At 29.1% G+C, this 14062-nt stretch carries 13 protein-coding genes; 6 read left to right on the top strand and 7 right to left on the bottom strand.

The annotated features are described in order from the left end of the window. Positions 1 to 147 precede the first annotated feature (147 nt). A complete protein-coding gene (locus tag ACJDU8_RS05990) occupies positions 148 to 1947 on the top strand; it encodes a heme NO-binding domain-containing protein (RefSeq protein ID WP_406791241.1) in 1800 nt (599 codons plus the stop codon). Between the two features lie 65 nt (positions 1948 to 2012). Here the strand turns inward: ACJDU8_RS05990 and ACJDU8_RS05995 are convergent, their stop codons facing one another. After that, positions 2013 to 2912, bottom strand: coding sequence for a radical SAM protein (locus tag ACJDU8_RS05995; protein ID WP_406791242.1), 900 nt, complete (start codon positions 2910 to 2912; stop codon positions 2013 to 2015). A 95-nt stretch (positions 2913 to 3007) separates the two neighbouring features. Continuing rightward, entirely contained in the window at positions 3008 to 4048 is a 1041-nt protein-coding gene (locus ACJDU8_RS06000) for a YkvI family membrane protein (protein ID WP_406791243.1), read from the bottom strand. 195 nt (positions 4049 to 4243) lie between these two features. Here ACJDU8_RS06000 and ACJDU8_RS06005 point away from each other — a divergent pair, with 195 nt between their 5' ends. Beyond that, a complete protein-coding gene (locus tag ACJDU8_RS06005; protein ID WP_406791244.1) occupies positions 4244 to 5347 on the top strand; it encodes a hypothetical protein in 1104 nt (367 codons plus the stop codon). A gap of 54 nt (positions 5348 to 5401) precedes the next feature. Continuing rightward, positions 5402 to 6322, top strand: a complete 921-nt coding sequence (mnmL, locus tag ACJDU8_RS06010; RefSeq protein ID WP_406791245.1) for a tRNA modification radical SAM protein MnmL/YtqA — start codon at positions 5402 to 5404, stop codon at positions 6320 to 6322. 36 nt (positions 6323 to 6358) lie between these two features. On the opposite strand, the gene ACJDU8_RS06015 is transcribed toward mnmL, so the two are convergent. The 5 genes from ACJDU8_RS06015 to murC form a co-directional block, all read right to left on the bottom strand. Beyond that, positions 6359 to 6766: a hypothetical protein gene (locus ACJDU8_RS06015; protein ID WP_406791246.1), complete on the bottom strand. Its 408-nt coding sequence runs from the start codon at positions 6764 to 6766 to the stop codon at positions 6359 to 6361. Positions 6767 to 6799: 33 nt separating this feature from the next. Continuing rightward, positions 6800 to 7492: an HAD family hydrolase gene (locus ACJDU8_RS06020; protein WP_406791247.1), complete on the bottom strand. Its 693-nt coding sequence runs from the start codon at positions 7490 to 7492 to the stop codon at positions 6800 to 6802. Positions 7493 to 7635: 143 nt separating this feature from the next. Continuing rightward, the gene (locus ACJDU8_RS06025) at positions 7636 to 8982 is read right to left on the bottom strand and encodes a [Fe-Fe] hydrogenase large subunit C-terminal domain-containing protein (RefSeq protein WP_406791248.1); all 1347 of its coding nucleotides are present in this window, start codon (positions 8980 to 8982) and stop codon (positions 7636 to 7638) included. Positions 8983 to 9121: 139 nt separating this feature from the next. Further along, positions 9122 to 9445 carry a hypothetical protein gene (locus ACJDU8_RS06030; RefSeq protein ID WP_406791249.1) on the bottom strand — a complete coding sequence of 108 codons (324 nt, stop codon included), beginning with the start codon at positions 9443 to 9445 and terminating at the stop codon, positions 9122 to 9124. A gap of 86 nt (positions 9446 to 9531) precedes the next feature. Continuing rightward, on the bottom strand, positions 9532 to 10902 hold the full coding sequence (gene murC, locus ACJDU8_RS06035; protein ID WP_406791250.1) for a UDP-N-acetylmuramate--L-alanine ligase: 1371 nt from the start codon (positions 10900 to 10902) through the stop codon (positions 9532 to 9534). Positions 10903 to 11323: 421 nt separating this feature from the next. Here murC and purR point away from each other — a divergent pair, with 421 nt between their 5' ends. The 3 genes from purR (at position 11324) to glmU (ending at position 14059) form a co-directional block, all read left to right on the top strand. Next, positions 11324 to 12139: a pur operon repressor gene (gene purR, locus ACJDU8_RS06040; RefSeq protein ID WP_406791251.1), complete on the top strand. Its 816-nt coding sequence runs from the start codon at positions 11324 to 11326 to the stop codon at positions 12137 to 12139. Between the two features lie 100 nt (positions 12140 to 12239). Further along, on the top strand, positions 12240 to 12530 hold the full coding sequence (gene spoVG / locus ACJDU8_RS06045; protein ID WP_406791252.1) for a septation regulator SpoVG: 291 nt from the start codon (positions 12240 to 12242) through the stop codon (positions 12528 to 12530). 158 nt (positions 12531 to 12688) lie between these two features. Beyond that, the gene (gene glmU, locus ACJDU8_RS06050) at positions 12689 to 14059 is read left to right on the top strand and encodes a bifunctional UDP-N-acetylglucosamine diphosphorylase/glucosamine-1-phosphate N-acetyltransferase GlmU (protein WP_406791253.1); all 1371 of its coding nucleotides are present in this window, start codon (positions 12689 to 12691) and stop codon (positions 14057 to 14059) included. Positions 14060 to 14062: the final 3 nt, after the last annotated feature.

Below are 14062 nucleotides of genomic sequence, written 5' to 3' on the forward strand. Positions count from 1 at the left end.
GGTGGAATTTGATCAGTACATAATTAAAGTTCTAACTATAAATAATTTAGGTTAAAACTTTTGATATAAAATTTAAGGTGCTTTGGAAATTAACGATAATTTTTATAAATACATGGTATAAGAAAATTGTGAAAGGAGGAATAAAAGATGAAAGGTACTGTTATTGCTACATGGATGAAAACTTGCAGAAAATTATATAGTGATGAAACTGTAAATGATGCTATGAATTCAGTTGGATGGGGAGCATCTAAGATATTTTTACCTACTGAGAATATAAGTGATAATGAGGTAAAAAAGGTAATTGAACATATATCAAAAGCTAATAATGAAGATGTTGGAGTATTATGGAAGAAAATAGGTATTGATAATATAAATGCTTTTTATAAGGATTATCCAGCTTTTTTTAAACATGAAAACTTATATTCATTTTTAAAGTCAATGTTTGATGTTCACGTAGTTATGACTAAAAAATTTCCGGGGGCTAAACCGCCGCTAGTATCACTTAAGGCTATATCTTCAAAAACTGCTATATTTGAGTATAAGTCAGAAAGAGGTATGTTTGATTATCTCATGGGGATGATAGAGGGAAGTGCTAAATTTTTTGGTGAGAATTTAGAAATAGAAAAAATAGAGCAAAGTAATAATTCGGCAAAGTTTAAATTTACTTTTGATAAAGATATATACTACAGGAAGGTATATAGGTTTAACAAACTTCTTTCTTTTGGATTTATAAGTAATTTAGAATTAAAAATTGGAGTAGTTAATTTTATACTCTGTTTAATAGGGTCTATCTTAATGTTTGGACCAAATAATTGGTTTAAATCTGCAGTGATTTCACTGGTAGTCTTTTTAGCATCATATATATCTTGCTTTATGCTTATAAGACCTAAATCTATTATAATGGAAACTATAGATAAAATTAATAAAGGTAACTATATTGAAGATGGGGATATAGAGACAAATGATTTTTTTCAAGATATATACAATCTTCTAAAGCAATACAAAAGTTCTATTAGAGCGGACTTTACAGGATTTAAAGGCGTAACTGATGAGATGAGTACCTTTGTATCTAAAATAAATAATATATCTAATTCTATGAATAATACTTCAAATGAAATATCAGATGTAGTGGAACAGGTAGCTAGCTGTGCCATAAGCCAGGCAGAGAATACTCAGGATGTTGTATCTGTATTAAACGATAATATTAGACATTTAAAAGATATAGTAGAAAGTGAAAATAGCAATAAATTAGAATTAGAAAAGTCAATAGATAAAATAAACAATAGTTATGAGAATGTAGATAACACTAGTAAAAATATATTAAACACATTACAGAGTTTTAAAGAGGTTAAAGATAAAGGATTAGAGCTTCAATCAAAAGTACAAGATATTACAGGTATAGTTTCAATAGTATCGGAAATTTCAGAACAAACTAATTTGTTAGCATTAAATGCTTCTATTGAAGCAGTACGTGCAGGAGAACAAGGCAAAGGATTTGTGGTAGTAGCTGAAGAAATTAGAAATTTAGCAGAACAATCTCAAAATGCAGTTAAGGATATAAATTTTAATTTAGTCAAATTTGTAGATGAAATAAAAATATTAGTAAGCAAAATAGAGTCACAATTTAATATACTTCAAGGAGAAAGTAAAAATCTAAAAGACGTGAGGAGTATAAGTTATGAAGCTACCACTTCAGCGTCAAGAGTAGCTGAGGCTATGATAAAAACCATAGGTGAATTAAATAGTCAGTCAGATGCTATAGCAGGAATATATGAAAATATGGAGTCCCTGGCTGCAATCGCACAGCAAAATTCAGCGTCTTCTCAGGAAGTGAGCGCTAACGTATCAAATTATACTAATGAAATTAAGAATCTTATGAACAATATACATGAGTTTAAAAATATAACAGAATCTTTTAAGGAAGAATTGTATAAATATAAAATATAATAGGTAAACTGGCTGAAAGGTTATATTTAGAATTTCCTTTTAAGCCAGTTTTTCAATATTTTAAATTAAAGTCCCTGCAAATCAAAGTCTGGTACAAAATTTTCAGAACAGGTGCCGAGGTCTTGAATAAATGCATTTTTTATACCTAATGAAATGCAGTAATTTATAAAAGAGTCATAATGTTTTGAATTTAAGGGTTTATTTATTTCAGGGAATTTATAAGAGTTATACATAGGGGTATATTGATTCATAATACTTATGTAAACTGAGTGGCCAAAAGTATTATAAATATAATCTATTATTTTTTTAGAATCAAATAGTAATCCTGGAATCATAAGGTGTCTTATTATAACGCCTTTTGTTATAATACCATTTTCATTAAATTTTACGCTGCCTACTTGATTAAACATTTCTTCTATAGCCTTTGTGGCATGTTTGAAATAATTTGGGGCATTAGAATATTTAATAGAATATTTGTCATTAAAGTATTTTAAATCGGGAAGATATACATCTACATATCCTCTTAGAGCTTTTAATGCAGGTATAGTTTCATAACTGTTTGTGTTAAACAGTATTGGTAAATTAAGACCTTCTGATTTGGCTATATTTAAAGCCTCAATTATTTGGGGAATGTAATGGGTTGGGGTGACTAAGTTTATATTGTGGGCTCCCTTGGCTTGTTGTTCCAAAAAAATTTTACTAAGTTTTTTTATGGATATTTCTTTCCCAACACCATCAGCACTTATTACATGATTCTGGCAGAAGACACATTTAAAGTTGCAATTAGAGAAAAATACAGTACCAGAACCTTTAGTTCCAGAAATACAGGGTTCTTCCCAATTGTGAAGACATACCTTAGCTACTTTTACATTTTTACCTGCATTACAAAATCCAGCATGATTTTCCAGTCTGTTTATTTTACATTTCCTCTGGCATAACTGACAACTTTTCAGGTGGTTCATCATAAAAAGCACTCCCTTAAGTAATAGTTTATGTTTTATATATGTGCGCCTTTTAAGTATATTCTGCTTACGAAGATGTGTCTAGTATTTAAAAGTGTTTAATCTTTCAAGTAAAAAATTATACACTGTGTTATAAATATAAGACTAACTACTCCAAAGGCCGGATACAGAAAAGAAATGAGATTTACAAAACCAATTTGAGATATAGGAATTGTAATAAGAATAATTATAAGTATTGATTTTTTATAGGATATATTAAAAATCTCTTCGAAATTTTTTCCTACGCTATATATATTGGATACTTCAGTAGAAAACATTTCTAGCCAAATTATAATTAAAATCATTATTTGAAGTACTTTCCCAAAACGATTGGCTATATAAAGCAGTGGAACTTCATACTTAAAAATATATGGTATATTTAAAATCAATAAAAAGTTTATAATAAGGATTAATATAGTAAGGCCTATGGAACCTATGATAGACCCGGCTATAAGACTCTTTCTTTTATTTATAGAAAGAGTTAAAGGTATTAGTACACCACTATAACATAATACATTAAATCCTGAGTATAGCAATGAAGAAAAAAACCAATTATTCTTATAATTGGGTATAGTTTTTAAATAGGAAGCATTTATATCTTTATAGAAAGCTAGATATAATATAAATAAAGTAACTATAACTAATATTAGGGAAGGCACTATAATTGAATTTATTTCCATTAGGCCTTTAATATTTCTAGACAGTACAATTGTAGATATAAATAACATAATTATTATGCCTATCCACCTAGGTACATTAAAATATTCATGTATTAAAGCACCACTTCCAGCTAATATTATTGATGAACTTCCAATTAAAAAAAAGGTAGTTAAAAAGTTAGTAGCCACTCCTAAAAATCCAGGACTAACTAGCTTTATAAGACCATCATAAGAATTTAATTTATATTTCGTGCTTATGTTGATAATTATTATAGACATTATTATGTAAATGATAGAACAGGTTAATATACCTATAAAGCTTTTATAGCCATATTGTGTAAAAAATTGGCTAATCTCTTGTCCTGACGCTAAACCTGCTCCAACTACAGTCCCTATAAAAACCGTAGATATTTGAAAAATTAAAAGTATTTTTTCTTTCAAAAATATTCCCCCCCTATAAAATACAATTCATAAAAGACATCTCAATATTAAGTATATAAATATTAAATAAAAATAATGAATTATAAATTAAAATTTTATTTGAGGGAAAAATAAAATTTATAGAAATTAACCATTAATTTAAATATAGGGGGTGAACTTTCTACTACAGATTAAAAACTGATTGGTAGAAAATTTATGAAAAAAAGAGATGTAGTTAAAATTATATTTCTTATGATTTTTTTTTCAAGCCTGCTATTTGGGTGCAGCTTAAATAAAAATCAAGGTACTGCCAATATAGATGAAAATTTTGATATGAAAGCTGCATCTAATATGGTGGATACTTATATGAAATATCTTATGAAAAATGATATTGAAAATATTAAGAAGTTATATGCCAAAAGTCTTTTGGAAAATCCTATAGGAAATGAAAATCAAAATTTAAATATTATGGGGTATAGCTTGGGTGAGAGTAGTGAAATCGGAAAATCTGGGGTTTTCAAAGTAAAAGTTGTAAGGTCTGATTTAAGTAAACCATTTTCAAGTTTAGATGAATATTCAATAAAAGTAGTAAAAGAAGACAATGATTATAAGATTAGCGAAATTAATAGTGTTTTAAATAAAGAAGCGTTTGTTGAGAGAAATAGAATAAAAATGAGAAGCAAAAATGATGTAAATGTAAATGTAGTAATAAGTATAGATAATATGCCCCAGTATGTATTTTCTAAAGATGATGAAGCAAATATAGATAAAATATCTGTGCCAAGAGATAACTTTGGGATTCTTGATTTTTCTTATGGTGGAGATTATTTGGCGGTAGTTACTTATGATAAAAATTCGTATATAGGAGTGGTTACAATAGATGAAAGTACGGAAGTGCAGTCTGATAGTTCTGGAGATGATCAACAACAAGATGGTGGCGACAAAGGAAAGTCAGAAAAACAGATAGATGAATATAATCAAAAGATTATAGGAAAAAACATAACAAATTTAGATATGCTAAAAAATTCTACAGTAGAATTCGTGGCATTTTCTTCTGACGAAAAATTTGTTGTAGTTCAATATAGCAATAACAATATAGGCCATTGTATACGAATGTATAAAATGGACTCAGGAGATATGATAAATTTTAAATTTGAAAAGAAATTTCCTATTGATAAGGTAGATATAGTTTTTTCTTCTTTTGATAAGGATATATTAAATTTTGATGTTATAGCTAAAGCTAATAATAGTGACTCACTTTCTAATATAACTGGAAAATGGAGATTAAATTTAAAAGATTTTAAAGCAGTTAAAATGTGATATAATGAGTGAAATAATATTTTATTGTTCATATTCGGAAGGATGAGGGTTCATATGCAGTGGGGAGATAAGGCATATTATAATTTGAATTATTACTTGAGAAATAAATTTGGATGTAAGGTATTTAAAATACCTTTAGATGGGGGATTCTCCTGCCCCAACAGAGATGGGAAAATAAGTACAGGAGGATGTATTTTTTGTAGTGAAAGGGGAGCAGGAGATTTTGCAGGAAATAGAAATTCTTCTATAACTAATCAATTTTCTAATATAAAGAAGATGATGAATAAAAAATGGAAAGAGGGAAAATATATAGCATATTTTCAGGCGTACACAAATACTTATGCTCCTGTAGAAGTTCTTAGAGAAAAGTATGAAGAAGCTATAAATCAAGAAGGGGTAGTCGGTATGGCCATAGCCACCAGACCTGACTGTCTTGGCCCTGAAGTCTTGGAATTGTTGTGTGAATTTAATGAAAAAATTTATATTTGGGTAGAACTTGGACTTCAGACTTCTAATGAATGTACTGCAAAAAAGATAAACAGAGGATATAATTTGCATACTTTTGAAAAAGCTGTATGTGATCTTAGAAAGATTAACATTGATGTGGTAACACATGTAATAATGGGTTTACCAGGAGAAGATCAAAATGATATGATAAATACCGTAAAATATATTTCAAATCAAGATATACAGGGAGTAAAATTTCATCTACTTCACTTAATGAAACATACTCCCATGGTAACATTATATAGTGAAGGGCAGTTAAAGTTTATGACGCAGAGGGAATATGTTGACATAATATGCCTAGCTTTATCCAATATTCCATCAAATGTTGTGATTCACAGGTTAACAGGGGATGCACCTAGGAATTCACTTATAGAACCTAAATGGAGTTTAAAAAAATGGGAAATTTTAAATGAAATTAATAAAGTAATGAAAGATAAAAAAATATACCAAGGAATATATTGTAAATAATACAAAACCCCAGCTTTATATAGTGCTGGAGTTTAGTTAAGTTATTTTTACGTAATTAGATTTTATCCATCCCTTAGAATTTATTCTAGAATTTGTTCTATTAATTTCAGCTAAGGATATTTCATACCAAAGTTGATTTTGAATTTTAGCAGTATCTTCAATTTTTAATATGGTGTTTTCTTCTAAAATATTTACTATACTAGACTTTAAGATAGGAGCTAAATAAAGGCTAGTTTTTATAGTAACTATTCCATTTAGGCTTTGAGGAGTAATATAGTTTATATCTATCTTTTTTGGGAAATCCTTTGATAGTTTTGATTTTAAAGAATCATTTTCACATTTCAATGAAATTATTTGTCTGCGCTGCGATGAAACTTTGTCCGAAAAATGATATAAAATAGCTACATTTCCTATTACTAGCAGTAAAAATAAAAAAGCAAGCATTTTTGATTTCTCCATTTAATTATTTTTATAACATTACATTATATTCAATAGCTCACTTAAAGATGAAAATTTTACACTGCCTTCTATTAAGTCTTTGTATTTAAATATATACATGTCAGTATGTTTTATTATATCATCCCATTGATAATCTGAATAGAAATCGTATACTCCTACTACAGACATACCAGCAGCTTTGGCACCTTTAACTGCAGATAAAATATCTTCAAATACTATACAATCCTTAGGAGATAAATTTAATTTTTTAGCAGTTAAAAGAAATATATCAGGAAAGCTTTTACTTCTTTTTACTTCAGATATTGTGGTTATAGCGTCAAAGAGATCATATACCTTATTTTTTTTAAGGCTTATTTCTGTTAACTCTCTAGAATTACTTGTAGCTAGTCCTATCTTTATGTTTTTTTGTTTTAATAAAAGCAAAAACTCCCTGGCGCCATGTTTTAAGGGTATGTTTGTAGCGTATTCATAAACACATGTTTCATAACATTCATTTTGAATTTCTTCTACACTTTCAGGTAGATTAAATCTAATTTTGAAGTATTTGGCAACTTCGTAAAAAGTCATAGTCTGTATATCTTCTTTTAAATTTTCTGGCATTGGTATGTTTCTTTTATTTAAAATTTTTCTATCAATACTTTCCCACAGCCACATGGAATCTACAAGGGTTCCGTCCATATCAAAAATAATCCCCTTAGTATTTTTAAGCATTATGATCACCTCATACTTAAGTATAACATCACAATAAGATAACATAAATACTAAAATATTATAAATGTAATAGTAAAATAATTTAAATATAATAAAATGTACATAATAAGGTAAACATATTTTAAAATTACATTTATTGGGTTTTAAAATTCTCTTTCTAACAAGTCTATTTTTTCAGCAACTTTAAAATCTTCTAAGGAATTAATATCTAAAAGTTCTAATATTTTATCCATGCATTTACTATCTGTAGAAACTTTTATTTCAGAATTTTCAGCAAAGTTATCTATTTCATTTCTCCCTTTTTCTTTTGGTATAAGTACTTTAGGACCTCCTACGCAACCACCAACACATCCCATTCCTTCAATAAAATTGGCAGTTATTTCTCCTTTTTGTGCTTTATCAAGTATAGCTTTACATTCTTTTACGCCATTTGCTTGGATTGGCTCGAATAACTTATGTTTTTCAGGAAACATTTTTTCTACAGCTTCGCCTATTGCAATTGATACACCACCGGTGCGTGCATATAATCTTCCACCTTTAGAGGCATATTCAGGTGAAGGATGGCCTTTAAGCTCAGAGGGATCTATATTAAGTGCATCAAATATATCTTTTGTTTCCGCGAAAGTTAGTACAAAGTCTATGTCACCAATTATATCTTTTTCTTTAGCCTCTGCTTTTTTTGCAATACAGGGACCTATAAATACTACTTTACACTGGGGATTTAATTTCTTGAGTATTCTTCCTCCAGCAGTCATTGGTGATACAGAAGGAGATACATGCTTTATTAAATTATTATAGGTCTTTTTTAACATTCCTACCCACATAGGACAGCAACAAGAGGTTATTACAAGATCCTTCTCACTTTTTACGTAATTATCAAATTCTACTGCTTCCTTTAAAGTTAACATATCTGCAAAGAAGGCTACTTCAATCATGTCATTAAAGCCTATTTTTTTAAAGGAAGCCCTAAGTTGATCCATTGTAACGTTATCACCGAATTGGCCCGTTATAGCAGGAGCTACGATGGCTATTACAGGGGAATCGCTTTTAAGAATGCCAGCAAGTGGAAGAAACTGAACTGTATCCATTATGTTACCGTTGGGACATGCATCTACACAAAAACCACAATCGGTACACTTGTCTTCATCTATAGTTGCAGAATTTTTTTCGTTATCAATAAATATAGCATTAAAAGGGCAAGAGCTTTCACATAGAGTTTTATTATTCTTATCCTTACATTTTAAGGAACAGGTATGAACATGGCGTACTATTTTTTCATTACCCTTATAGCATTTTATTGCTTCTTTTAAATCTTTTATGAAATTTGGAGTATAAGTTATATTAGTACCACAAAGTGAAGATATGATTTTGCAGAAATCTTCCTTATCGAGTTTGTTCTTCGATAAAATTTCTTCTACTTTCTCTTCGAAATCTCCATCATAATATGATTTTACAATGTACTTAAATAAATCTCTGTATTTATCTTTCATTTTTATAACAACTCCTTTTTAAGCTTTTATTACATAATTATAGCATATATAGGGTTGTATAATGTCACATATTAAAATACTTGTTGTAATATATCAAATATTTATAAGGTTATAATAGGTATTGTGATTTTAAAAGATATTATTTTACAGTTAATTTGTCATTATTATCGCCTTCTCCTCTAGTAGGCACTGTTGACATTAAGAATCCTACTAATATGGATACTAGAGCAGGAGATATTATATTTATGTAGGCTATGTAAGAAGTCCTGTATAATATAAATGCAGTTATGCCAGTTATTAGTAGAGTTACTATAAATACATAAATTACAAATTTTGCAAGAGAACTAAAAAATTTTTTGTACAATTTATGTCTTGTAGGACCATTAATTATTTTTACAAATAAATAGTAGGATAGCAAAATTAATAAAATATCTACTGCGGCAGATATTAAAAAGTTTTTCATATAAAACACCTCCAATAGAATATCAATTATAGTATTACCCCATAAGAGGTGTTTTACACCTAATTATAAGTTTTTTAATAGTATTATTAATTTAGGTACATTTCACCAATTTGAAAAACATCCCCGGCGCCCACAGTTAAAAGCACATCTCCCTCTGATAAATTATTTTTTAAATACTGAACTATAGATTTAAAGTTTTTAATATTTTGGCATTTTATTCCTCTTTTTACAATTTGCTCAGATAACATAGATGAACTTATTTCTCCCGTATCTTTTTCTCTTGCGGGAAATATGTCTGCTAGTATTAGTTCATCTACATTGTCAAAGGCAGTAGTGAATTCTTTGAACAAACTTATAGTTCTTGAGAAAGTGTGGGGCTGAAATACACAAATTATTCTCTTATGGGGATAATTTTTTGCAGCATTTAAAGTTGCTTTGATCTCTGTAGGGTGGTGGGCATAATCATCTATTACCACTACTCCTTGCTTTTTACCTTTAATTTCAAATCTTCTGTGAGTACCTTTAAACTCTTCTAACCCATCTTTTATGTTATCAACTGGTATGCTTAAAATTAAAGAGACAGCAATGCTTGCTAGAGCATTTAATATATTATGTCTGCCTGGAACATTTAGCTGCAGGGAAAGTAGTTTCTTATCAGCTTTATATGCTTCAAAGAAAGCACGTCCTTCTTTGTCAAAAGATATATTTTTAGCTGTAATATCTCCACTTTCAATGCCATAGCTTATTATATTACAATTTATACTTGATATAATTTTTCCCATTCTGCTATCGTCTGCACAGCATACTAAATAACCTTCTTTAGGAATTAATTTGCCAAATTTTATAAACGCATTTTGTATCTCATCTATATCTTTATAATAGTCAAGATGATCTGCATCAATATTTAATATAATTCCTATAAAGGGAAAAAATTTAAGAAAGGATTCTTTATATTCACAAGCTTCAGTAATGAAGTAAGGACTGTGACCTATTCTAACATTTCCATTTATTATGTCTAAATTTCCACCTACAAGTATAGTAGGATCCAAGTTAGCTTTAAGTGTTATAGAGGATAACATGGATGTAGTGGTAGTTTTACCATGAGTACCTGATACAGCTACATTATATTTATGTCCTTTCATTATGTGACCTAGAAATTCAGCTCTATCCATAAGAGGGATATTTAAATCTTTAGCCTTTAATAGTTCCTCATTATTTTTAGGAATTGCAGCAGTGTATACTACCAAATCTATATCAGAGGATATATTTTGACTCACCTGTCCTATATAAATCTTTGCTCCTTTTGATTTTAATTTTTCTGTTATTGCAGAGGCCTTTACGTCCGAGCCTGATACCTTAAATTTCTTTTCAAGTAGAATTTCAGCTAAAGCACTCATGCTTATTCCACCTATGCCTATAAAATGAACTTTTTTATTTTTTATAAAATCAAATGACAATTAAATCACTCCTTATGATTAACTAACCTATTTACTAATTATATACAACATTAATTAAAAAAACACAATTACTTTGGTTATATTTTTAATTTTATTCCAGCGTGGCAATTAGCTAACACCCCACCTTCTATCAAAGTGGGGGATAAGTTCTTCCACTAAAGGATAACGTATTCTAAGTGCTAAAGACACTAAGAATACTGTCAATAAGATTCGGCTGGAGAGAGTCATCCTTATAAAGCGAACTCCATCTGAACCTAAGAATCACTTGATACTATGTTAGGTAAGTTGATTTTTGTATTTTTTTGTATTTTAAAGAAAGTTCAAAACTATAGTTGATAAATAGTATGTTTTAGAATACAATATGAATAATAGAATAAGATCTTAACAGATTATTCGTAAAATTATATAGATAGGTGATAAGATGCAAAAATTCAGTAGAAACCATAGAATAGCAGCAATAACTAAAAATTTGCTTGAAAATCCTAATAAGATAATAAGTTTAAATAATTTTACTGTGATGTTTAATACTGCAAAGTCCACAGTAAGTGAAGATATATTGGTAGTAAAAGATACTTTAAATAAATTCAACATGGGAAGAATAAATACCATATCTGGTGCATCAGGTGGAATAAAGTATGTTTGCGGAATATCTGATGAAAAGAGAAGAGAATTTGCTGAAAAATTATGTATTATTTTGAAAAATAGAGAAAGAATAATACCAGGCAATTTTTTATATATGACAGATATAATGTTCAATCCTGCCATAATACATATTGCAGGTGTAATTTTAGCATCTATTTTTATAGAAAAAAATATTGATTATGTAGTTACCGTTGAAACTAAGGGAATTCCTTTAGCTTATGAGGTGGCTAGAATGATGGGAGTTCAGCTTATAGTGGTAAGGAGGGAACAAAAATTTACAGAAGGGTCTACTTTGACCATAAATTATGTTTCAGGGTCTACAGGGAGAATTCAGACCATGTCCTTATCTAAAAAGGCATTGAAAAAGGAAAGTAAGTGTATTTTTATCGATGATTTTATGAGAGCTGGAGGAACTGCAATGGGCATAATAGATCTGTTGAAAGAATTTGAAAGCGAACTTTTAGGTATAGGTTTTTTAATAGATAATGTGGAAACTCCTAAAAAATTAGTGCAAGACTATGTGTCTATAGTAGATTTTAAAGGCATTGATGAAAGTGGTAATGCATTATTATTTCCTTCTAAAATATTTAACTAATAAAATTTTCAAAAAATTTATTAGTTTTTAAGAAAATAAGGAGGAAAAATATAAGATATAGAGAATAGTATATACATAAGCATCTTGGAGGTGGATTTATATGCAAATTACAGATGTCAGAGTGAGGAAAATTGCTGCCGAGGGTAAGATGAAAGCTATTGTTTCAGTAACCTTTGATAACGAATTCGTTGTTCACGATATAAAAGTTATAGAAGGTCAAAATGGTCTTTTTATAGCAATGCCAAGTAGAAAAACTCCTGATGGAGAGTTTAAGGATATTGCTCACCCCATAAATACTCAAACAAGAGAAAAGATACAAAAAGCAATTCTCGGTGAGTATGAAAAAGTAAAGAATGAGGAAACTGTTACCGGAGAAAAGGTAGAGGAATAATAAAAAGGAGTAGCAATACTCCTTTTTATTATTTCTAGCTGTTTTTATTCTATGCTTATAAGGTTGCAAATAATTTTTATATAAAATATAATATTAAGGGATGTTTAATGACATATTGTAGAAAAGAGAAGATTTATAACCATTAAAGAGGTGTTAAAATGTGTAATTGTGCTATAATACTTGCTGCAGGTGAAGGTAAAAGGATGAAATCTTCTAATCCTAAAGTACTTCACAAGGTTTGTGGAAAAGAAATGATAAATATAGTTATTGATGTTGTAAAAAAGGCACAAATGAAGGATATAAATGTAGTAATTGGTAAAAATGCAGAAAAAGTAAAAAAAGCTACTGAAGTTAAAAATGTAGAATATTCTTTTCAAGACAAACAACTGGGCACGGGACATGCAGTTTTGTGTGCTAAGGATTTTCTCAAAAATAAAAAAGGAACTGTAGCTATATTTACTGGAGATTCACCTTTAATAAAAGAAGATACCATAAAGAATATGTTGGATTTTCATAATAAGGGTGAATATAAAGCTACTATACTAACTTCTATAGTACAGAATCCTTTTGGATATGGAAGAATTATAAGAGAGAAAAATCAGCAAGTATTTAAAATAGTAGAACATAAGGATTGTTCACAAGAAGAGCTTCAGGTGAAAGAAATAAATTCAGGAATGTATTGTTTTGATATAGAAAGTTTAGTTGAAAGCTTAGGTAAAATACATAATAATAATGTGCAAGGGGAGTATTATTTAACAGATGTTATAGGAATATTAAAGCAAGAAGGAAAAAAGATAGGGGCACTTCCTATTTCTTTTGAAGAAACTATGGGAGTTAATTCAAGAGTGCAACTTGCAGAAGCTGAAAAGGTTATGAGAAACAGAATAAGTAAAGCACATATGGAAAATGGAGTTACATTGATTGATTATAACAGTACATATATAGATATAGATGTTAAAATAGGAAAAGATACTATAATATATCCTGGGAGTGTTTTTCAGGGTAACACTGTTATAGGTGAAAATTGTGTTTTTTATCCTAATTCTAGAATACAAAATAGTATAATAGAAGATAATGTTACAGTGGAGAATTCAGTAATATTAGAAAGTAAAATAGGAGAAAATACTAATGTAGGGCCTTTTGCTTATATAAGACCTGAGACTGTAATAGGGAAGTCAGTAAAAATAGGCGATTTTGTAGAAGTGAAAAAGTCTACTATAGGAGATAATACAAAAGTATCTCATTTAACATATATAGGGGACGCTGAAGTTGGAGATAAGTGCAATTTTGGCTGCGGAACTGTTGTGGTAAACTATGACGGAAAAAGTAAGAACAAAACTTTAATTGGAAATAATTCATTTATAGGATGTAATACAAATTTAGTATCTCCAGTTAAAGTTAATGACAATACTTATATAGCTGCAGGTTCTACCATAACAGATGAAGTTCCCGAAGGAGCACTGGCAATAGCTAGGGCACGGCAAGTGAACAAAAAAGGTTGGGTGAATAAAAAAGGATTAAAGAAATAAAAT

Source organism: Candidatus Clostridium eludens, assembly GCF_045310515.1.
Lineage (GTDB): Bacteria > Bacillota > Clostridia > Clostridiales > Clostridiaceae > Clostridium_B > Clostridium_B eludens.